The organism is [Zimmermannella] alba NBRC 15616 (genome assembly GCF_001570905.1).
Lineage (GTDB): Bacteria > Actinomycetota > Actinomycetes > Actinomycetales > Microbacteriaceae > Pseudoclavibacter > Pseudoclavibacter albus.
The window spans coordinates 38,352-59,761 of the sequence record NZ_BCSO01000010.1; the positions used below are offsets into that span (position 1 = coordinate 38,352).

18 protein-coding genes and 3 tRNA genes are annotated in these 21,410 nt (G+C 65.2%); 16 read left to right on the top strand and 5 right to left on the bottom strand.

All coding sequences use genetic code 11. The features are described 5' to 3' along the window. The first annotated feature begins 21 nt into the window (after positions 1-21). Complete coding sequence (locus tag ZAL01S_RS07410) at positions 22-879, top strand: PPK2 family polyphosphate kinase (RefSeq protein ID WP_066081818.1); 858 nt, start codon at positions 22-24, stop codon at positions 877-879. A 34-nt stretch (positions 880-913) separates the two neighbouring features. Here the strand turns inward: ZAL01S_RS07410 and ZAL01S_RS07415 are convergent, their stop codons facing one another. After that, positions 914-1,423 (bottom strand): TetR/AcrR family transcriptional regulator, encoded by a 510-nt coding sequence (locus ZAL01S_RS07415; protein WP_066081820.1) that lies wholly within the window; start codon positions 1,421-1,423, stop codon positions 914-916. A gap of 56 nt (positions 1,424-1,479) precedes the next feature. Here ZAL01S_RS07415 and ZAL01S_RS07420 point away from each other — a divergent pair, with 56 nt between their 5' ends. Then, positions 1,480-2,322, top strand: coding sequence for an EamA family transporter (locus ZAL01S_RS07420; RefSeq protein WP_066081822.1), 843 nt, complete (start codon positions 1,480-1,482; stop codon positions 2,320-2,322). A 238-nt stretch (positions 2,323-2,560) separates the two neighbouring features. On the opposite strand, the gene ZAL01S_RS07425 is transcribed toward ZAL01S_RS07420, so the two are convergent. Continuing rightward, positions 2,561-3,880: an isochorismate synthase gene (locus ZAL01S_RS07425; protein WP_244875367.1), complete on the bottom strand. Its 1,320-nt coding sequence runs from the start codon at positions 3,878-3,880 to the stop codon at positions 2,561-2,563. A 137-nt stretch (positions 3,881-4,017) separates the two neighbouring features. On the opposite strand from ZAL01S_RS07425, the gene ubiE reads away from it, so the two are divergent. The 5 genes from ubiE to ZAL01S_RS07450 all read left to right on the top strand — a co-directional run bounded on the left by ubiE (position 4,018) and on the right by ZAL01S_RS07450 (position 9,538). After that, positions 4,018-4,725 (top strand): bifunctional demethylmenaquinone methyltransferase/2-methoxy-6-polyprenyl-1,4-benzoquinol methylase UbiE, encoded by a 708-nt coding sequence (ubiE, locus tag ZAL01S_RS07430; RefSeq protein ID WP_066081824.1) that lies wholly within the window; start codon positions 4,018-4,020, stop codon positions 4,723-4,725. A gap of 70 nt (positions 4,726-4,795) precedes the next feature. Next, complete coding sequence (locus tag ZAL01S_RS07435; protein WP_066081826.1) at positions 4,796-5,938, top strand: polyprenyl synthetase family protein; 1,143 nt, start codon at positions 4,796-4,798, stop codon at positions 5,936-5,938. Positions 5,939-5,975: 37 nt separating this feature from the next. Next, positions 5,976-7,328, top strand: a complete 1,353-nt coding sequence (locus tag ZAL01S_RS07440; protein WP_066081829.1) for an FAD-dependent oxidoreductase — start codon at positions 5,976-5,978, stop codon at positions 7,326-7,328. 114 nt (positions 7,329-7,442) lie between these two features. Continuing rightward, entirely contained in the window at positions 7,443-8,984 is a 1,542-nt protein-coding gene (locus ZAL01S_RS07445; protein ID WP_159421639.1) for a hypothetical protein, read from the top strand. Between the two features lie 89 nt (positions 8,985-9,073). Further along, positions 9,074-9,538 (top strand): hypothetical protein, encoded by a 465-nt coding sequence (locus ZAL01S_RS07450; protein WP_159421640.1) that lies wholly within the window; start codon positions 9,074-9,076, stop codon positions 9,536-9,538. 180 nt (positions 9,539-9,718) lie between these two features. Here the strand turns inward: ZAL01S_RS07450 and cls are convergent, their stop codons facing one another. Both cls and ZAL01S_RS07460 read right to left on the bottom strand, forming a co-directional pair. After that, positions 9,719-11,218, bottom strand: coding sequence for a cardiolipin synthase (cls, locus tag ZAL01S_RS07455; RefSeq protein WP_066081835.1), 1,500 nt, complete (start codon positions 11,216-11,218; stop codon positions 9,719-9,721). Positions 11,219-11,227: 9 nt separating this feature from the next. Further along, positions 11,228-11,716: a YajQ family cyclic di-GMP-binding protein gene (locus tag ZAL01S_RS07460; RefSeq protein WP_066081909.1), complete on the bottom strand. Its 489-nt coding sequence runs from the start codon at positions 11,714-11,716 to the stop codon at positions 11,228-11,230. Between the two features lie 274 nt (positions 11,717-11,990). Between ZAL01S_RS07460 and ZAL01S_RS07465 the strand changes: the two genes are divergently transcribed. The 9 genes from ZAL01S_RS07465 (at position 11,991) to pflA (ending at position 19,415) form a co-directional block, all read left to right on the top strand. Next, positions 11,991-12,072, top strand: a tRNA-Tyr gene (locus tag ZAL01S_RS07465). 95 nt (positions 12,073-12,167) lie between these two features. Then, positions 12,168-12,992, top strand: a complete 825-nt coding sequence (locus ZAL01S_RS07470; protein WP_066081911.1) for an inositol monophosphatase family protein — start codon at positions 12,168-12,170, stop codon at positions 12,990-12,992. Positions 12,993-13,202: 210 nt separating this feature from the next. Beyond that, positions 13,203-14,471 (top strand): M23 family metallopeptidase, encoded by a 1,269-nt coding sequence (locus ZAL01S_RS07475; protein WP_066081837.1) that lies wholly within the window; start codon positions 13,203-13,205, stop codon positions 14,469-14,471. Positions 14,472-14,540: 69 nt separating this feature from the next. Then, positions 14,541-14,612: transfer RNA gene (locus ZAL01S_RS07480), tRNA-Thr, on the top strand. 30 nt (positions 14,613-14,642) lie between these two features. Continuing rightward, positions 14,643-14,716: transfer RNA gene (locus ZAL01S_RS07485), tRNA-Met, on the top strand. Positions 14,717-15,206: 490 nt separating this feature from the next. Further along, positions 15,207-15,938, top strand: a complete 732-nt coding sequence (locus ZAL01S_RS07490) for a hypothetical protein (RefSeq protein ID WP_066081839.1) — start codon at positions 15,207-15,209, stop codon at positions 15,936-15,938. A 45-nt stretch (positions 15,939-15,983) separates the two neighbouring features. Then, positions 15,984-18,110 carry a pyruvate formate lyase family protein gene (locus tag ZAL01S_RS07495; RefSeq protein ID WP_066081841.1) on the top strand — a complete coding sequence of 709 codons (2,127 nt, stop codon included), beginning with the start codon at positions 15,984-15,986 and terminating at the stop codon, positions 18,108-18,110. Between the two features lie 113 nt (positions 18,111-18,223). Beyond that, positions 18,224-18,475, top strand: a complete 252-nt coding sequence (gene grcA2, locus ZAL01S_RS07500; protein WP_066081843.1) for an autonomous glycyl radical cofactor GrcA2 — start codon at positions 18,224-18,226, stop codon at positions 18,473-18,475. 55 nt (positions 18,476-18,530) lie between these two features. Continuing rightward, positions 18,531-19,415 carry a pyruvate formate-lyase-activating protein gene (gene pflA, locus ZAL01S_RS07505; protein WP_083523176.1) on the top strand — a complete coding sequence of 295 codons (885 nt, stop codon included), beginning with the start codon at positions 18,531-18,533 and terminating at the stop codon, positions 19,413-19,415. A 143-nt stretch (positions 19,416-19,558) separates the two neighbouring features. Here pflA and ZAL01S_RS07510 read toward each other — a convergent pair whose 3' ends face one another. Further along, complete coding sequence (locus tag ZAL01S_RS07510) at positions 19,559-21,334, bottom strand: family 20 glycosylhydrolase (RefSeq protein ID WP_066081845.1); 1,776 nt, start codon at positions 21,332-21,334, stop codon at positions 19,559-19,561. Positions 21,335-21,410 lie beyond the last annotated feature (76 nt).

Consider the following 21,410-nt stretch of genomic DNA (forward strand, 5'->3'; position numbering starts at 1 on the left):
GAAGCGGAGTAGCGTGCGGGTATGGCACACGACAACATTGCTGCAGCGCTCGATGAGCTCCGCGTCGGCCCCGACTTCAAGCTCGCGGACATCGACCCCGACTCGAAGCCCGGCTACTCCGGCTCGAAGGACGACGCAGCAGCCGCGTTTGACGACAACGACGCCGAACTCGACGAGCTCCAGCAGAAGCTCTTCGCCAATGCGCGCGCCGGCAATCCCGACGTCCCCACCGTCCTCCTCGTCCTCCAGGGTATGGACACCTCCGGCAAGGGTGGCGTCGTCCGCCACGTTATGCAGGGCATTGACCCGCAGTCGGTGAGCATCGCATCCTTCAAGGCGCCCACCGAAGAGGAACGCAAGCACGACTTCCTCTGGCGCATTGAGAGGGCACTTCCCGAGCCGGGAGCGATCGGTGTCTTTGACCGCTCGCACTATGAAGATGTCCTCATCCAGCGCGTGCGCCAGTTCGCGCCGCCCGAGGAGATTGAGCGCCGTTACGGTGCGATCGTCGACTGGGAGCAGAAGCTCGTCTCGGAGCGGAACTTCCGCATCGTGAAGTGCATGCTCCACATCTCAAAGGAGGAGCAGGGTGCGCGCCTGCTCGAGCGCCTTGAGCGTCCGGACAAGCACTGGAAGTTCAACCCGGGTGACATTGATGAGCGCGGACTCTGGGATGAGTACATGCAGGCGTATGAGATCGCCCTCACGCGCACCTCGACGGATGCGGCCCCCTGGTACTGCGTTCCAGCGAACCGCAAGTGGTACGCACGCATGATCGTGAAGCAGCTGCTGCTTGAGACGCTCCGCTCGCTCGAGCTCGACTGGCCGAAGGCCGACTTCGACGTCGAGGAGCAAAAAGCCCGCCTCGCCGCCAGCTAGCTGTACTGACCGGAGACGTTGGTTGAGTGCAACATCAGGCCAGGATGCGCGCGAGTAGCGCCTGCGGATCCGCACCAACCAAGTCCAGGGCACGTCGTGCACTGAGGGTGGCGATCCCATGGATTCCGGTCCATGCCGTGATGGCATCCGTCTTCGTGCAATGGGGCCGCTCGCCTTGGAACAGCTCGCACCACCCCTGCAGCAGGGGCAGCGACACCCCGCGCAGATTCGAGCCAGCACCTTCGAGATCGTCGTGGCGGAACAGGAGCTCAAACGTGTCGGGGCGCGCCATGGCGAAGGCAACGTAGGCGCTGGCCCACGCATCCGTCGTCCCACCAGCCGCATGCAACACTGTGGCCAGGTCCGTGAGGCCGCGGTGGGCGACGGCGGCGTGCAAGGACTCCAGGGTTGGGAAGTAGCGTCGCGGGGCGCCATGGGAGACGCCTGTGCGTCGGGCGACTTCTCGCACGGTTACCGCGGCAAGTCCTGACTCGTCCAGGATCTGTGCGGCTGTGGTGACCAGCTGATCCGCCAAGTTCTCCATGCTGACAGCATGACGCAGGTAGACACCGTCTACAAATGAGTAGACACTGTCTACTTATGAGTCAGATGACCCCTCTCCTGTTGATCGCTGCTGGTGCAGTCCTTCACGCCTGGTGGAACTACCTCGTCAAGCGCAGCGGTTCAGACGACGTGATGTTCGTCTGGTGCTACGGCATCGTGTCCCTGCCGCTGCTGGCTATGGCGCTGGTCGGATGGCTCCTGTACGACGGCAGCCTCGGTCCAGCCTGGTGGGCGGGCGTGGTCAGCATGATGCTTCACACGAGCTACGCGGTGGTGCTGCAGAAGGCCTACGCCCGAGCCGACATGAGCGTGGTTTACCCAATCTCGCGCGGACTCGCGCCCGTGCTCGTCACTCTTGCCTCCCTGGCCTGGGCAACGGGCCCCACACGATGGGGATGGACTGCCATGGTCCTCGTGATCGCGGGTTCCGCCTGTGTGGGCGGAGGCGAGGCCTCTCCAGGCAGGCGGGGCGCGGTCTGGGGCGTCTTCGTGGCTGCCGCGACTGCCTCGTACACGCTGTGGGATGCCTTCGCCGCGGAAGTCCTCCACGTCGCGGTGATTCCATACATGGCCCTGTCGGGTGCGGGGCAGTCCCTGCTGCTGACCGGTGTGTTGTGGCGCCGGCGCGGAGAATTCGGTTCCCGGCTACGCAGCGATGGTCTGCGGGCGCTGCCGATCTCGCTCCTGGCTCCGTTGAGCTACGCGATGGTGATCCTGGCCCTGCAATCGGGAACTCCGAGCATGGTGTCGACGGCCCGCTCGCTCAACGTGGCGGTCGGCAGCCTGTTCGCCATCCTGTTCCTGCGCGAACGCCCCAGTCGCACGTCGTGGCTCGGAATCGGCCTGATCTGTTGCGGCGCCATTGTCAGCGCGTTTTGAGAAGAGCACCATGTCCCATCCCAACGCTGCCCTCAGGCCTCGGCATCCCCCTGACCCCGCATCCCGATCCTGCCCCCTGCATCCCGCAACCCCGCAGCAAATGGGTCGAAAACTGTTCGTCCGGTCGCAAATGTTGTGGCCGGACGAACAGTTTTCGACCCATTTCCGAGGGGGATGCCGGGTCAGGGGACGCCGGGTCAGGGGACGCCGGGTCAGGGGATGCCGGGGCGGTCTTGCGCTAGACGCCGGTGCCGAAGTCGGTGAAGAGGGCGTCGCCGTACGGGTCGATCGAGCCGGAGCTCAGGGCATCCTGCAGCGGACGCAGCTTCCACTCCGTCTCGCGGAACTCGTCGGCAGCAACCGAGGTCGCGACGATCCCGCCACCCGCATACGCCGTCGTCGTCCCATCCGGGTCGATCTCGGCACCGCGCAGCGCGATCGCCCACTCGCCGTCGCCCTTCGCCCCAATCCAGCCGACCGGGCCCGCGTATCGGCGACGGTCGAACGGCTCAATCCGGTCGATCGCCTCGAGCGCCGCCTTGCGGGGCGTCCCACCAACGGCAGCGGTCGGATGCAGTGCCTGCACGAGGTCGAGCACCGTGTGAGCCAGCGGCAGCGTGCCGCGGATGTCACTCGCGAGATGCCACACATTCGGCAACGCGAGGAGGAACGGCTCCGGACTCGCGGTGAGACTGTCGCCCGGATCCGTGTAGTCATTGAGGCTCGAGAGCGCGTGCAGCGCCGACTCAACGGCGAAGCGGTGCTCCTGCTGGTTCTTCGGGGATGACTTCAGCTGCTCGGCGATATCGCGGTCGATGTGCTCCTCAAGCCCGCGCGGCGCCGTGCCCGCAAGCACGCGTGCACGAACCTCGCGGCCACGCACCCGCACGAGCGTCTCCGGGCTTGCGCCCGTGAGGCCATCCACCGAGTAATTCCAGCAGTCCGGGTACGTCTCGGCAAGGCGGCCAATGAGGTGGCGGCGGTCGGTCCACTCCGGCAGCTTCGCGATGAGGTCACGCGCGAGCACAAGCTTCGAGAGGACGCCGGAGCCGATGAGGTCGACGACGTGATCCACTGCCTGCTGGTGCTGGACGACATCCATCTCGCCCGTCTCAAACACCGCTCGCTCGTCGGGGCCAAGGGGTGCCGGGTCGCGCAGGCTCGCATCCGGCTTCGTGCTGTCGGCTGTGATGGCGGTGACGAACTCGATGCCGTCTCGGCGGCCCACGATGAGGCTTGGGACGATAAGGACGCTTGCCTGCTGCGAGTTCTCGGAGAACGCAAACGCGCCAAAGCCGACCAGGCCCGAACCCGGCACCTTCGCACGGTCCTTCACCTCGGCAAAGGACGTGAGCTTCGACCAGGCATCCGCCGCTTCGCGAATCCGGTCGGGGCCGAAGAATTCACGGCGCCAGAGAATCTGCCCGGAACCAACGATTCCGTCGCCGTTGCGCAGGAACACGAGCGGCGAGTGAGGGTCGGAATAACGCCACAACTGGCGGAGTGTGCCGGGCTCAAGCCGCACCGTCCGCACGCGGAGGCTGGGGAATTGATTCACGCTGTCACGATAGCCAGCGGATTCGAAGCTGGCAGGAGTCTTGGCGGAACCCACACAGGGTGTCGGGACTGGTCGCATCCCAGGCCCCGCGCAATGTCGGGAGTGCACTAACGCGCCGCGTCAGTAGGATGGTCGCGATGAAGCCCGATCTTTCGAAGCAGCCCGAGCAAGTGGCGTCGATGTTCGACCGCGTCTCGCCGAACTACGAGCGCATGAACAACGTCATGACCCTGGGGAGCCACGTCTATTGGCGTGCCGAGACCCGCCACGCACTCGGGGCGCGCGAAGGCGAGCGCATCCTCGACGTGGCTGCCGGCACCGGCACGATGAGCGCCCAGTTCGCCGCCGACGGTGCCCACGTCACCGCCCTCGACTTCTCCGCCGGGATGCTCGCCGAAGCGAAGCGCCGCCACGGTGACAACCGGCGCATCGAGTTCGTGCAGGGGGATGCCACGCAGCTTCCCTTCGAGGACAGCACCTTCGACGCGACGACCGTGAGCTTCGGCATCCGCAACGTTCAGGAGCCGATCACGGCGCTCAAGGAGATGCACCGTGTGACGCGCCCCGGCGGCCGCATCCTTGTCTGCGAGTTCTCACGCCCCGTGAACGCGCTTGCCTCGCGCTTCTACGACAGCTGGAACAGCTACGTCATCCCGGCGCTCGCCCGCATCGCGAGCACCGACCCGGAGGCGTACGAGTACCTCGACCAGTCGATCGACGCGTGGGCCGACCAGCGCACCTTCGCCTCGTGGCTGCGCGAAGCCGGTTACACGGAGGTCAAGTACCGCAACCTGAGCTTCGGTATCGTCGCCCTGCACCGCGGGCGCGTCCCGGCCAGCAAGTAGCTCGGCTCACCCGAACCCCTTTCGAACCCCACCCCGTGGCTGCGGCCACCACCACATCAAGGAGCAGCGCGTGAACTTCACCGCCCCCGAGGCTCGGCGTACCCCGGCCACCTCGACCGGCAGCGAGGTCGGCATGTTCGACGGCCCCGGTCAGGCTGAGCTGCGCGAGACGATCGAGCAGGGCCTCGGCCGTGTCGAGGAGTATCTGCACGAGCAGGTGGATTACGCGGACGAGGTTGCCCGCGTCACTGCCACGTACCTCATGGATGCCGGCGGCAAGCGCATCCGCCCCGTGCTTACGCTCCTCGCGAGCCAGTTCGGTGCCCACCCCGAGAACGAGACCGTGACACGTGCCGCCGCGGCCGTCGAGCTCACGCACCTCGCCTCGCTCTACCACGACGACGTCATGGACGAGGCAGACCTGCGCCGCGGCGTCCCGGCCGCTCACCTCAACTGGTCGAATTCGGTCGCGATCCTCGCCGGTGACCTCCTCTTCGCCCGCTCGAGCCTCATCTTTGCGACGCTCGGGAAGCGCGCGATCGAGCTGCAGGCGACGACCTTTGAGCGCCTCGTGCTCGGCCAAATGCGCGAGACCGTCGGCCCGAAGGAGGGCGACGACCCGGTGGCGCACTACATCCAGGTGCTCGCCGACAAGACCGGTTCGCTCATTGCCGCAGCCGCCCAGTTTGGTGCGATCTGCGCGGATGCCCCGCAGGACGTCGTCCCGGCCCTCGCCGACTTCGGTGAGAAGGTGGGCGTTGCCTTCCAGATCGCGGACGACGTCATTGATCTGTCGCCGAAGCGTGAAGCCACCGGCAAGCTCGCCGGCACCGACCTTCGTGCGGGCGTCGAGACGCTGCCGGTGCTGCTGCTCGCGGCGGATGCTGCAGCGGGGAATGCTGCTGCGGCGTCGCTCCTCGAACGCATTCGCACCCGCGTCGCCGGTTCGGCGAAGACCCGCCAGCTGGGTGCCCCGGCGCCCGGACAGATGGCGGACGGTATGCCCGGCGTCCCCGAGCAGCAGCCCGCAGATGACGCCGAAATCGACGCAATCGTTGCTGAACTTCGCGAGCACGAGGTGACCGAGCGCACGCGCGCCGAAGCCCGCCGTTGGGCGGATGACGCAGTCGCCTCCCTCGCCCCGCTTCCGGATGGGCCCGCCAAGGAGGCCCTCATCGCGTTCGCCCGACAGATTGTCGAGCGCGACCGCTAACCACCCACAACTGCGCCCAGGCGCACCAGGAGGACTCATGGAGAAGCTCCGACTCGCGATTGTCGGTGCGGGCCCGGCAGGCATTTACGCCGCCGACATTCTGCTCAAGGCGGAACGCAACTTCGATGTGTCGATCGACCTCTTCGACCGACTCCCCGCCCCGTACGGTCTCGTCCGCTATGGCGTCGCCCCCGACCACCCGCGCATTAAGGGCATCATCACGGCCCTGCGCGAGGTGCTCGACCGCGGCCATATCCGCATCTTCGGCAACGTCAACCTCGGCACCGACATCACGCTCGACGACCTCAAGCGTCACTACCACGCGGTCATTTTCGCGACCGGCGCCATCAAGGATGCTCCGCTCGACATCCCGGGCATTGAGCTCGAGAACTCCTTCGGTGCCGCCGACTTCGTGAACTGGTACGACGCGCACCCGGATGTGCCGCGCGAGTGGCCCCTCGACCAGGAGCACGTTGCGGTGATCGGCAACGGAAACGTCGCGCTCGATGTCGCCCGCATGCTCGCGAAGCACGCGGATGACCTCCTGCCGACCGAGATCCCGGCGAACGTGTACGAGGGCCTCAAGAGTTCAAAGGTCACCGATGTGCACGTGTTCGGTCGCCGCGGCCCGGCACAGGTGAAGTTCACGCCGCTCGAGCTGCGCGAGCTCGGCGAGGTGCCGGATGTCGACATCGTCGTCCACGAGGAAGACTTCGGGAAGGACCCGGAGGCCGAGAAGCTTGCTGAAACGAATAAGCAGCTGCTCGTCATCAAGCGCATCCTCACCTCGTGGCGCGAGCGCCCCGAGGGCACGGCTTCGCGTCGCATCCACCTGCACTGGTACTCGCGTCCCGCTGAGGTGCTCGGCGAGGACGGCAAGGTGTCGGCGCTGCGCATCGAGCGCACCGAGCCGGACGGCGAGGGCGGCGTGCGCGGCACGGGTGAGTTCCGCGACTTCCCGGTTGGGCAGATCTACCGCGCGGTCGGCTACTTCGGTTCGCCGCTCGATGGCGTTCCCTTCGACGAGAAGCGCGGCGTCATCCCGAACCGCGAGGGCGAAGTCATCGGGGACGACAACGAGCAGGTTCCCGGCATGTACACGACCGGCTGGATCAAGCGTGGCCCGGTTGGCCTCATCGGCCACACCAAGTCGGACGCGATGGAAACGATTCAGCACCTCATCAACGGCCAGGCGAACTGGTGGACGCCGGCCGAGCCGTCCGAGGAAGCCGTGACGGCGCTGCTTGAGGAGCGTGGCGTGAAGTACACGAACCTTGATGGCTGGCACAGCCTCGACGAGCACGAGCTTGCGCTCGGTGAGGCGCAGGGTCGCACCCGCGTGAAGGTCGTCGACCGCGACGAAATGGTGCGCATCTCCCGCGGCGAGTAGCCCGGCGGCGCGCTCATCCCGCCCGATCCACTTCGCTCAGGTCGCAGTTTCGACCTTAGGTATCGACACCTCAGGTCGAAACTGCGACCTGAGCTGGTTCTCGGATGGGGACTCATGCCCATTGAGAAGCGCACGCGGCCTGCTTACCTTGGGCGGCGAGTGAGGGGGATGCTCGTGGTTGGGATGTTCGGCGCGAATACGGACGAACTTCGCGCACTGGCTGCAGAATTCACCGGCGAAGGTGAGATGCTGCAGGGCGTGCCCGGCATCACCGATCCCGGGATCGAACGCCGGGAGATGTGGATCGGCCCGGACGCTGAGGCCTTCCGCGCCGACTGGAGCGCAGGCCCCTCAACCCAGCTCACTGAGCTCGGCACCGTCCTCGGCCAGATTGCCCGCGAACTCCAGGCGCAGGCGGACGAGCAGGACGAGTGCTCGAGCCCCGGTGGGGGAGCAGGGCTTACCTCGATGTCCGCCTTCGGAGACATCGTCGGTAGTGGCATCGGGCACGGTGCAGGACGCAGCATCGGGGACGTCATGAAGATGGGCCTCCCGGAAGGCCCGGGCATGACCGGCGGCCTCGGCATCACGCTGGATGACGTCCTCGCCGACGACTCCCCGAACGATCGACGTGACCTCTGGACGCGGCTCCCCGAGGCGGAGCGTGAACGCATCCTCGCCGAAGAACCCGAGCGGGTTGCGAACGTGGATGGCATCCCCTTCGAAGACCGCGCCCGCGCGAACCAGGCCGTGGCCGAGGACATCCTCGCCGACGGCGGTCGCGGCCTCTCAGAGGATCGGCTGAAGGTTGTTGAGAAGGTCGCGAGCGGCGAGCTCAAGGTCGTCCTCTTTGACCCCGCCAAGGGCGACATCGTTCAGATGGTCGGCACCCCGAGCGAGAACACCGACAAGGTCATCATCTTTGCGCCGCCGACGGGTGGCCGTTTCGAGGACTTCAACACTCGCCACTACTTCGGACACGTCGACCACCTGCACAGCATGCACCCGGATTCGGTCGCCTTCATCTACCAGCGTGGCGACTGGGCGCAGAAGGTGGCGCCACCGTTCGGCGAGGCTGACCGCTACGCGAACGACCCAACGGTCGCCATCAACAACGGCAAGCAAATCGCGAGCTTCCATCACGACGCGCTCGGCAGCGATCCGCGACTCGCCAACGCCTCCAAGGCAGGTATCGGCTTCAGCTACGGGCACTCGGCGCTCACCGCCTCAGAAATGTTCGGAGCCAAATACGACCACATCGTGTCGCTCGCCGGCAGCAACATGCCGGAAGGGTGGACGCCGAACCCGGACACGAAGTACGCGAACGTGCAGCACTCGAACGACATGCTCAACGTTGCGCAGAAGCCGTGGCCACTGAGCGAAGTTCTCTACGGCTCCTCGCCGGACCAGTCGAAGACGTACGAGCAGTACGACGCCGGCAAGTTCAAGGGCGACAAGCCCATGGTCGACTTCAAGGTCGAATACGGCGAGAAGGACTTTGGATGGATCAAGGTCCCGACCATTGAAAACGCGGATGTTGACTTCGAATTCCGTAACCACGATGGGGCTGAAGCGCACGCTCACATCACGAAGACCGACGACTCGAACGCCTTCGCCCGCGACTCGATCGAAGAGTTTCTGTACAGGAAGAAGTAGCGTCGGGCGAACCGTCAGCGAAAGCGGTAACACTTGCAACAGCGGCAGCACCGCGCTGCGACGTCTGGAGGTCAGTGATGGTCAACCCCATGGATCCGCGTTTCGATGAACTGCGCGCAGCGCAGGCCGAAGTGATTCGCCTCTCGGTGCCCGACATCGAGTCACTTGGTGCCCTCGCGACGCCGCGCCACGGTGGACTCCTCGATGACCGGGTCGTGTCGCAGCGCATCCAGGTGGAACTCCCGACGGGCGCCTTCGACGAAGAAGCCGTGCTGCAGGCGGCGCTCACGGTGTGGAACCCGAAGCTCGATGAGCGCTTCGGCTACGAGAAGGCCGACGGTGCGCTCCGGCTCGACATGCTGGACGCGAGCGGTGGCTTCCACTCGGTGACGTTCCTGCACGAGCATCGCGTGCTGCAGATCACCTCGTTTACTGCGAGCACCGAGGACGAGATTGCTGAACCGGGGACGCAGAATGACGTCCGCCGCTCCGCGCTCGATGCGGAAGAGCAGGTTTTCGGGCCGAACTACGGGTACGAGCTGCAAGCTGGATAGAGGCGTGCCCAAATTGCACGCTCAGCGGAACACACCCCCATATACGGCCTCGTAACCCGTATATCGTGCAATTTTGCCGCGCCGGTGGTCTCGATACGCCGCCTGCGGCGGCACTCGACCACCTCACCTGAGCTGATCGAGTAGCGCGAAGCGCGTATCGAGATCACGTCCCAGCGCCGTTTACTGCAGCACGCTCGTCAAGCGCGCAATGTTGTCGAAGGCGCGCCCCGCGATCGGCCGCGCACGCCATTCCTCGAGCGTCAGCTCGTGTGAACGCTGCCGGTAGCCGTTCTCGACCTCGCGCATGCGCTCCACAAACTCCTCGCTGCACACGAGCATCATGAGCTCCGCATTTAGCGTGAAGGAGCGCATGTCCATATTGCTCGAGCCAACGAGCGCGACTGCGTCATCCACCGTCAGATGCTTCGAGTGGAGGATGTACGGCCTGCGGTAGAGCCGAATCCGCACGCCCGCCTCGAGCAGTGACTCGTAGTAGGAGCGCTGCGCGTGGAACGCGAAGAACTGGTCACCCACCTCGCTCACGTAGAGCGTCACCTCCACACCGCGCTGGGCTGCGGTCGTGATCGCGTAGAGCAGCGAGTCATCCGGCACGAGGTATGGCGAGGCGATCGTGATCCGCTCCTTCGCCGAGTAGATGAGCTGGTTGAAGATGCGCAGATTGTTCTCGTGCTCATAGCCAGGCCCTGAGGGGATGAGCTGGCAGAGGTAGCGGGAGCGCTCGCGCTCATCGTCCGGCTCCACGAGTGGCTCGCGGAAGGGACGCATCTCATCGGGCGAGACGAGCTGCTCGTTCGTCTCGCCGAACCAGTCGCTCATGAAGACACCATTCACGGCGGCGGCGATTGGGCCGTCCACCTGCAGGAAGAGGTCCTTCCAACGCCGCTCAGCATCGCCGCTCGCGTTCTGGTGGTACCGGCGATCGATGAGGTTCTGCGAACCCATGAACGCGGTGCGGTCGTCGATGATGACCATCTTCCGGTGGTTGCGCAGATCGATGCGCTGCAGCCCGCCCTGCCAGGGCCAGATCGAGAGGACTGGGCGGTGCTCGCAGCCGATCGCCTTGAGGCGTCGCTTCATCTGCCGGTATCCGGAGTATCGGATGGAGCCGATGTGGTCGTAGAGGACGCGGACAGACACGCCGCGCTGCACGGCCCGCTCGAGTGCATCGAAGACGGGCTTCGTCACCTCGTCGTAGGCGAGCGTGTAGTAGAGCATGTGGACTCGCTCTTCAGCGGCATCGATCTCACGCGCGATCTGCGTGAAGGAACGGTCGTAGCTGCTGAGGAGTGTGATGCGGTTGCCTGGAACCACCGGGATAGAGGAGAGCTCTCTGCTGAGGTTCACAAGGGGCGCAATCCAGTCAGGATCGCTCGGCATGACCACCTCGTGGTCGATGCTCTTGGTGGCATCCCGGATGATCTTGTCAATTTCTGCCTGCTTGCGTCGGCGTGTACTCGAAAGGTGGTTCGTACCGAACAGCAGAAAGATGAGGAACCCGAGATACGGGATGAGAAAGATTGTGAGGAGCCAGGCGAGTGCGGTGGTGGGCCGCCGCTTACGGGGGATCGTGACCGCGGCCGCGATGATGACGGCGGCATTCACGAGCAGCAGGACAAGCGTGACCCACCAGTCAGCGTCCTGCGGGGACCACCACCACACGCGCTTGGGCTATCGGAAGTTGATGAACTGGAGGTCGATGTCGAGGTCCGAGCTCTTGAGGAGCTGGATCGTCGCCTGCAGGTCGTCGCGGCTCTTCGAGGTGACGCGGAGCTCGTCGCCCTGGATCTGCGACTTCACCGACTTGGGGCCTTCGTCGCGGATGATCTTCGAGATCTTCTTCGCGTGCTCCTGGTCGATGCCCTGCTTGAGCGCAACCTCGATGCGGAACTCCTTGCCCGAGGGATAGGGGTCGCTCGCGTCGAGCGACTTGAGCGAGATGCCGCGCTTGATTGCCTTCGACTGGAGGACGTCGAGGGCAGCGACGACGCGGTCTTCGCTCGACGCCTTGAGGAGCATCTTTTCGCCCGACCATTCGATCGAGACGCCCGTGTTCTTGAAGTCGTAGCGCTGCTCGACTTCCTTACGTGCCTGGTTGAGGGCGTTGTCCGCCTCCATCTTGTCGACCTTGGAAACGACATCAAACGAGGAATCAGCCATGGCCGACATGGTAGCCAGACCGGGTGACGTGCTTCTTCGGGGTCGAGTGAGCTGATCGAGGAGCCGCGAAGCGGCCTATCGGCATGACGCGCCGCCTGCGGTGTGCACAAATGGCAACATTTGGGTGTTTGAGGCGTGTGGAGGCTTGTGACCCCGTTTTCTTGCCATTTGTGCACATGGGTGAGCGCCTCGCGCCAGGCTGCGACGCGCCGAGGTGCGCGCGGGAGTGTTTTCCGTGTAGTCTGAACGCTGCTCATCGCATGCGATGACTCCTGGCGAGTTGCCCGAGCGGCCAAAGGGAGCTGACTGTAAATCAGCCGGCACTGCCTTCGGGGGTTCGAATCCCTCACTCGCCACGCTCAGCGCCTCGGCTCCGGCCGGGGCGCTTTTCGTTGTGTGGATGCGCTTCCAAAGGTGTGAGCCGGACACATCGGCTTGTTACGGTGCGGGTATGACGACTCTCACGGTTCCTGACGCAGCTGAGCTGCTGGAGATTGCGCGCATGCTCGCTCGGGAAGGGGCGGAGCTTGCACGCCGTCGCCGTGAAGAGGGAGTCGAGCTCGCAGCGCGAAAGTCGAGTATCACGGATGTCGTGACGGAGGCCGACCGCGAGGTCGAAGAACACATTCGCGCGCGCCTTGCCCAGCTGCGCCCCGAGGACGGCTTCTACGGCGAAGAGGGCGATCCGCGTACGAGTGTGGACGGCCTCAACTGGGTGGTCGACCCCATCGACGGCACCGTCAACTATCTCTACGGCATCCCGCACTCGGCGGTGAGCGTCGCTGTCGCCGAGGGTGACCCGGCCACGCAGCCCGCGTCCATGCGCGTCCTTGCCGGTGCCGTCGTCAATATCTTCACGGGGGAGGAGTGGGCGGCTTCCCTCGGCTGTGGTGCCACACACAACGGTGAAGCGCTCGCGGTTGAGCCTGCGCCGAGTCTTGCCGAGTCGCTCGTCGGCACCGGGTACAGCTATGACGCGGCCGAGCGACGCGATCAGGCTCGCGTGTGGGCCGAGCTGGCCGAGCACACGCGCGACGTGCGCCGAATGGGTGCTGCGGCGCTCGACCTCACGGCGGTCGCGTGCGGTCGACTCGATATCTATTACGAGCGGGGGCTGAAGCCATGGGACCTCGCGGCGGGCTCGCTCATCGCGCGCGAAGCTGGCGCAGTCGTGAAGGGCCTCGGCGCTGATCGTGAGGGGATGGGGATGCTCATAGCGGGGCATCCGGATGCTGTGGCGGAATTTGAGCCGCGGCTTGCTGCAGCGCTCGGTTGAGCTGGTCGAGTAGCGCGCCAGCGCGTATCGAGATCACGCGGCTCATCGATGACACGCGAAGCTAACGACCGGATCCTCTGGAAACGGCACGGATTCAAGCGCTCTGCGGGGTTCTGGAGCTTCTTGTCATAGCGTCTTGATCTTTCCGTGACCTTCCCGTTACGCTTTACCGAGTCGTTACAAACAGAAGGACTGTGGATCGAAGAGCTTATGACTGACATCACCACCATCGAGGCGCAGCCCCTGACGCGTCGCGCACGTCGCGAAGCGGAACGCCAGGCTGCCGCTTCCCAGACGGTGATTGCAGCCGCCTCGACCACCTTCTCCTCGCGCCGTGAGCGCCGTGCCGCAGAGGCTGCTCAGCGCGCCAACGCCTTCAACGTCGCCGACGTCCTCGCCGAGGCTGCCGCCCTTCAGGCTCGCCAGCAGCTCATGACGCGTTCGGTTGAGGCGTCCTCCTCGAACTTCGTGCCGGCCGGCGACGAGGTCCGCACCGGTTCGACGCGCGTCTCGCCGTCGTCGCTCGCTCGCCGTCCGAAGTCGGCAACCCGTCAGCTCGCTGGTTTTGCTGCCCTTGGTATGGCCGCCAGCGCTGGCGTTGCCGTGACGGTCCCGGCCCTCGCTGATGTTGCGAACGCCGCTGCTGGCGGTGCTAACGCGCACGCGCAGAGCCTCGACCTCCACGCTGTTGTGAACCAGTCGGGCGATTCTGGCCCGGAGGCTCCGCAGGTGTCGCGCACCGACACGGTCACCGTCTCGACGATGGGTACCGCAACCGCGCAGCAGGTGCAGAATGGCATCAAGCGCCTGGACAACACCACGTACCAGAACGACATGACGGCTGCCGTCCAGTTCCCGTTCTACACGGGCGTTGAGATGACCGACATGTACGGCGTTCGAAACAACCCGACTGGTGCTGGTTACGACTTCCACACCGGCGTCGACTTCACGCCGGGTGCTGGCACACCGATTGCTGCGATCGCTGATGGCCGCGTCGCGCACGTGCAGAAGGTCGATCAGGGCGGTTACGGCTGCTACGTCGTTATCGAGCACGTCATCGACGGCCAGACGATCTTCTCGACCTACGGACACATGGTGCAGGATTCCTCGCCGCTCAAGGTTGGCGACAAGGTCCACGTTGGTGACCTCGTCGGACTCGTGGGTACCACTGGCCGTTCAACCGGTGAGCATCTTCACTTCGAGATTGGTATCGGCACTCAGCAGAACCACACCGACCCGATGGCGTGGCTCAAGGCTCACAACAACCCGAACACGGTTGTTTCCGAGGTGACCAACCCGGTCGGTTACGACGCGGGCACGCAGGTTGTCACGGTGACGCCGAGCCAGGTTTCGGATGTCGCGTCGCAGAATGATTCAAACTCGTACGACCAGTCGTACGGCGGCTCGTACCAGGAGCAGTCGAGCAACGGCGCGACGTACACGTACCACCCGGACGGCACGTACACGTACACGTACTAAGTCCATGTGGCGAATGACCGACTAAGCTGTTATAGTTGCTCGGTGCCGTGCGCGAGACGTGCGGAACATGCCCCGATAGCTCAGTGGTAGAGCACTTCCATGGTAAGGAAGGGGTCGTCAGTTCAATCCTGACTCGGGGCCCTGTCTTCAGCCTTCGGGCTCGGAGGCTGCGGCTGAGTAGCTCAGTTGGTGAGAGCGCACGACTCATAATCGTGAGGTCGCGGGTTCGAGTCCCGCCTCAGCTACGAAAAGAACGCCCCGAAAGGGGCGTTTCTTGTTTGGCTAGTGGATTGCGAGGATATGGGCGTTCGTGCCGTGGCTGAGCTGGGTAGAGGAGCGGACCTATCAGTGTGATTGCAGGTGGTGACTTGTTGGTTACGGCTGTCAACAAGCCAATACTCGGCCAACGTTCAGTAGGAAACATCCACTCGGAGCGATTCGGCCAAGAATGACTCGTTTCTGTCCGCAACGTGACGAGCTCTGCAGCTTGTTGTGACTAAAGCTGAACAAACGTTCTTCGTTGGCTCAGTCTTCCGAGGTTCGCTTGCGTCGACTTGCATCCGTTGGGTCCCTGTGGCGACGCAAAATCTCACTGAGGTGTGCCAGCCCGGGCATCTCGAACTACCTGAGAAAACACGTGTTGCATTCAGAACAACTCCCCAAAAGCCTGAGAACGGTGGTGGCCTTCAGCCGTGCGCTGCTCCTTGCAGTTTCAGGGATGTTGCAGTGTCAGGGATGACGGGCATCAACCTGTTCGTCGCCAAGGTGCCAGCTGCTGAGGCAGCCGGCCCCGTCTCGTCCAGTGGCGCCTACACCAACGGGCTCTTCAGCGTGACGTCGTCGGTGACGCCTATCTCGCTGCCCGCTGGTGATGGCACGGTCAAGCTCACCTACACGCTGACCAACACCGGCAGTGAAGCGCTCTGGTACACGACGGAGAACAACAACGTGTGCGCTACGCAGGTCATTGGCTTCACGGCGAGTGTCTACTCGCCGGGCGAGTACTTCCGCATGCCTGGTGAGACGGCGAGCTTCTCGTGTTCCGGCAAGGTGACGCACCAAGACAAGGCGAATGCGCACGTCCATGGCCCGAACGGTGAACCGCTCGTGTCGACGGGTGCCCAGGGCTTCGTCTCGGTCACCGCCGTTTCTGCCGCGCGAAGGTGCTGCTCCAGAACTGGTCAGAAATCAGGGGTACGTGGCGCAGATGTCGACGTACCCCCGATTTCTGACCAAGTGCGGAAGCCGCTGCCGGTCGCGGTCTCCGGAAATGTGGCATCTGGCGGGGGTACGCGGCCATATGTGGGTCGTACACCCACCAGATGCCAGATTTTGGAAGGGCGGCACGTCGCGAGGTGGCACGGCATGAGGCCGCGCGATGGCCACAAAGCTGGATGGCATCGGGCTCCGAGCTTCGTGCACATCCACACATCCACCCGACACGTTCATTTCGGCGCGCGAAAATAGAGACAGCGGGTGAACCCTGACGCCCGCCAAAGGGAAGTGATTGGCATGCCCGAAGCCCAGAACACCACCCACGCTGCCGACGAGATCCGCGATGCCTGGCGCGGATTCGAGCGCGGAGCCTGGACCGAGTCCATCGACGTCCGCGACTTCATCGTCCGCAACTACACGCCCTACGACGGTGACGCCTCATTCCTCGCCGGCCCCACCGAGAAAACGACGCGCCTCTGGAACACGCTCGAGGAGAACTACCTCAAGGTGGAGCGCGAGCGCCGCGTCTACGACGTCGACGTCGACACCCCCGCCGACATTGATGCGTTCCCGGCCGGCTACATCTCCGAGGACGACGACGTCGTGGTGGGCCTGCAAACGGACGTCCCGCTCAAGCGCGCGATGATGCCGAACGGCGGCTGGCGCATGGTCCGCACCGCCATCCAGGAGGCGGGCAAGGACGTCAACCCGACCATCGAGACGGCCTTCACCCGCTACCGGAAGACGCACAATGACGCCGTCTTCGACATCTACACGCCGCGCATCCGCGCCGCCCGCAGCTCGCACGTCATCACCGGCCTCCCGGACGCCTACGGCCGCGGCCGCATCATCGGCGACTACCGTCGCGTCGCGCTCTACGGTGTCGACGCCCTCATCGCCGAGAAGCAGGCTGCGAAGGACCGCTACGCCGACATGCCCTTCAGCGAGCACTGGGCCCGCTACCGCGAAGAGCACGCCGAGCAGATCAAGGCGCTCAAGAAGCTCCTCAAGCTCGGCGAACTCTACGGCTTCGAGCTCGGACGCCCCGCCGCGAACGCTCGCGAAGCCGTGCAGTGGACCCACCTCGCGTACCTCGCCTCGGTGAAGAGCCAGGACGGCGCGGCCATGTCGATCGGCCGCCTCTCCGCCTTCTTCGACTGCTATGTGGAGCGCGACCTCGCCGAGGGCACGCTCACCGAATCCGAGGCGCAGGAGCTCATCGACGCGCTCGTCATCAAGCTCCGCATCGTCCGCTTCCTCCGCACGATCGACTACGACCAGATCTTCTCCGGCGACCCGTACTGGGCCACCTGGAGCGACGCAGGATTCGGCGAGGACGGTCGCTCGCAGGTGACGAAGACCTCCTTCCGCCTCCTGCAGACCCTCCGCAACCTCGGTCCCGCACCCGAGCCGAACATCACGATCTTCTGGGACCCGGCCCTGCCCGCCGGCTACAAGGAGTTCTGCTCGGCGATCTCCATCGAGACGAGCTCGGTGCAGTACGAGTCCGACGCACAGATCCGAGAACGCTGGGGCGACGACGCAGCGATCGCCTGCTGCGTCTCCCCGATGAAGATCGGCCAGCAGATGCAGTTCTTCGGCGCCCGCGTGAACGCGGCGAAGGCGCTCCTGTACGCCATCAACGGTGGCCGGGATGAGATGAGCGGCAAGCAGATCGTCGACGGCCACACCGCCGTCGAGGGCGACGGCCCGCTCGACTTCGACGACATCTGGGACAAGTACGAGGACATGCTCGACTGGGTCGTCGGCACGTACATCGAGGCGCTCAACATCATCCACTACTGCCACGACCGGTACGCCTACGAAGCGATCGAGATGGCGCTCCACGACAGCGAAATCATCCGCACCATGGGCTGCGGCATCGCCGGGCTCTCGATCGTCGCTGACTCGCTCGCCGCAATCAAGTACGCGAAGGTGTACCCGGTGCGCGACGAGACGGGCCTCATCGTCGACTACCGCGTCGAAGGCGAATTCCCGGTCTACGGCAACGACGACGACCGCGCCGACGACATCGCCGCGACCGTCGTCCACACCGTGATGTCGAAGATCAAGGAGCACAAGCTGTACCGGGACGCCATCCCCACCCAGTCGGTGCTCACGATCACCTCGAACGTTGTCTACGGCAAGAACACCGGCAACTTCCCGTCCGGCCACCGTGCCGGAACGCCCTTCGCGCCGGGTGCCAACCCCGAGAACGGCATGGACACGCACGGCATGGTCGCGTCGATGCTCTCGGTCGGCAAGCTCGACTACGAAGACGCGCTCGACGGCATCTCCCTCACGAACACGATCACCCCGCAGGGGCTCGGTCGCACGAAGGAGGAGCAGGTGCAAAACCTCGTCGGCATCCTCGACGCCGGCTTCATCATGGACACGAACAAGGCCTTCGGTCCGAAGGCCTAACCCCTCGGCCTCACGGGCGGCGCACACCCCGGCGTCGCCCGGATGCGGCGGGATCCAGCATCCACCGCATCCCCCCCACACCATCCACCGCCCGCCCAGCACTGGAGTACATCATGGCCAAGCACACCTTCGACGAGCGCCTCGAAGCGATGAAGGCAGCCCGCACCGAACACAACATGGAGCAGGGGCTCTACCACGCGAACATCAACGTCCTGAACCGCGAGACGCTCGAGGACGCGATGGCGAACCCCGAGAAGTACCCGAACCTCACCGTCCGCGTCTCGGGCTACGCCGTGAACTTCGTGAAGCTCACGCCCGAGCAGCAGCGCGACGTGCTCGAGCGCACCTTCCACCAGAACGCGTAGGGCGTGCTGGCGGAATTGGTTGTGGATGCCGCGGGCGACGCGGCGTGGGTGAGCGATGCCTGCTGAATGCTTGAACCCAGGCGGGCTGGACGCCGTCACGCTCGGCTCCGGCGGCGAGCTGCCGATTGCGCCGCGACGTGCCGGTGCCGGGACAGACGGCCTCGACGAGGTGACGCTTGAGCGGCACGACCGGCTCTCGCGGATCCGCCGAGGTGAGCTCGGCACGATCCACTCGTGGGAGCTCGTCACCGCGGTTGACGGGCCGGGCACGCGCCTCACGATCTTCTTCTCGGGATGTCCGCTGCGCTGCCTGTACTGTCACAACCCCGACACGATCGAGGCGAAGGACGGGCAGGATGTGCCGCTCGACCACCTCGTGCAAAAGATCCGACGCTACGAGTCGGTGTTCCGTGCAACGCGGGGCGGGATCACGCTCTCGGGTGGTGAGGTGCTGCAGCAACCGAAGCTTGCCGCGCGGCTCTTGAAGGCCGCGAAGCATATGGTCGTGCACACGGCGATCGACACCTCTGGGTTTTTGGGCGCGAACGTGACCGACCAGATGATGGGCGATATTGACCTCGTGCTGCTCGATGTGAAGGCGGGGGATGAGGAGACCTACCACCGCGTGACGGGGCAGCGGCTGCAGCCGACGATCGACTTTGGTGACCGGCTCTCGGCGCACGGCGTCGAGATTTGGGGGCGCTTCGTGCTCGTGCCGGGGCTCACGGATTCGTGGGACAACGTCGAGAACGTGGCTGACATCATGGCCCGCTGGTCATCGCTCTCGCGTGTCGAGGTGCTGCCGTTTCACCAGATGGGGCGCGACAAGTGGGAGGCGCTCGGGCGGCGGTACGAGCTTGAGGACACGCAGCCGCCGAGCGCGGAGCTGCTGGAGCGGGTGCGCGACCAGTTCCGGGCCCGTGGCCTGACTGTGTACTAGGGCAACTGAGCTGATCGAGGAGGCCGCAGGCCGTATCGAGAGTACGCGGTGTGCGGCGAGCGGCGTCGAATTTCGGCTCTATATCGTCTATCCCTCGTCGGGAGCGGGATAGCCGGTATATGACGAAAACGCGACAGGCGACCTCACGCGGTGTGGCGGTGCTTTCGGCGGGAGATCACGGCGAGCGCCAGGCCGACGGCGAGGACTCCTGCCGTCCACACCATCCACCACGGAAACTCCGGCGACCCCGCGGGTGCGGAGGCAGCATCCTCATCCGCTGGTACCTCGATCGACTCGCCCCATCCGGCAGGCAACTCCGCCTGCGCCACTGCCGGCGCGGGCTCCGAGGTCGATGCCGCGAACTCCGTCCAACTCGCCTCAGCGGGCTCCCCGCCCGCCGCAAGCTTCCAGGCCATCGCGCGGATGCCAGGCCTGGCCCGCTCGAGCACCTCGGCGTCGCTCAAGGCATCCGGAATATCGCTCCAGATCGCAAACATTGCGCCCGCAGCCTCTGCCTCTTGCGCTGTGCCGCCGAGGGAAGGGAATGTCTCCGGCATCCAGCTCTCGAAGATGCGCTCGCCCGTCGGATACGCGTACCCCACCCGCTCGCCGAGCACGAAGTAAAGGAACTCGTCGTTCACGTTGATGAGCGGATGACCGCCCGCGGCGAACGCGTCCGTCGTCGCGACGCCCTCGGGCCGCGTCGTCCAGTACGCCACCTCGATTGCCGGATCGAGCGTGACGACGCTTCCGCGCAGCATCCCGTCGCTCCACACTCGCGTCGTGAAGCCGAGTTCGGCGAGCTTCGCCGCTCGGCCGTTCACGAACTCCGTGAGCGCGTCGAAGGCCGTCGCCGTCGGGCCGTGGTTCGCCTGCGCGTGCGCGGTGAGGCGCGCAACCTCATCCGCGTCGTCAAAGTCGACGAACTCGTCGGCGCCGAGGTTCCAACTGCCCTTCGGGAAGAGCTCCGCGTACTCCCCGATGAGGTTGTCGGCGAAGGCCACCGCCTCCGGGTTCGTGATGTCGAGGCCGCCGTACGTGTCCTGGCCGCTGCCTGTCTGGAGGCGAAACTCGGGATGCGTGTCGAGCACGTGCTCGAGGTGGCCGGGCATGTCGAGCGAGGGGCTCAGGCGCACACCCCGGGCGGCGCCGTAGTTGACAAGTTGCCGCACCTCATCCTTCGAAAGAGCATCCGGTGACGCGATGTCCGGGTAGCGCTCGCTCTCGATCGCGAAGCCCTCGAACTCGGAGAAGTGCAGCTCGAGCTCGTTGAGGCCAGCCCACGCCGCCTCGTCGATAAAGCCGCGGATGGCCTCGGGGGAGTAGTGCTTCCGAGCAATGTCGAGGTGGATGCTGCGGTGTTCGAGCGGCGGGGCGAAGGTGAGGTTGAGTGGCGGAATTCCCTCCTCGCTGAAGTGCTCGTCGAGGGCGAGGAGGGTGCGGGTGAGGATCGCGAAGCCGTCCCGGTCTGGGGCGGTCAGCTGGATCTCCTGCGCGGTCGTCGCGAGGTGTAGTTCGCGGTGGTTTGGATCGTGGATGAAGCGGATCGTGGGCGTGGCCGCATCGGCCGCAAAGGCTGGCACCGTGCCGTTCAGGGCGGCGAGCTCGCTCGCGAGACGAGTGGCCTCGGCGAGGAGATCCGGGTGGACATCGTTGGGATCGCGAAGGTCGTGTGCCCAGCCCGGCTCGCTTGCGCTCATCGTCGTGTAGGCGCTGAGGGGCGTGCCTTCGCCCTCGAAGCGTTCGGCCGAACTCGGCGGAATCGTGAGGCCGAGCTCGAGGGCGGTGGTCGGGGTGCCCTCCGCTGCGACGGTCTGGTGGGCGGGCTCGGTCGCGCTCGCGGGGCTTGCCTGCAGCAGCATCGCGATCGCGACGAGCGTCACCACGAGGGTGCGGAAGCGGTGCAAGCGGACGGCCATGCCTCAGTTCTATCGATCAGAGCTGAGTCTGGGCGATGAGTGCGCGCGTCGGGCGGCGGTCGCGGTTCCGCAATTG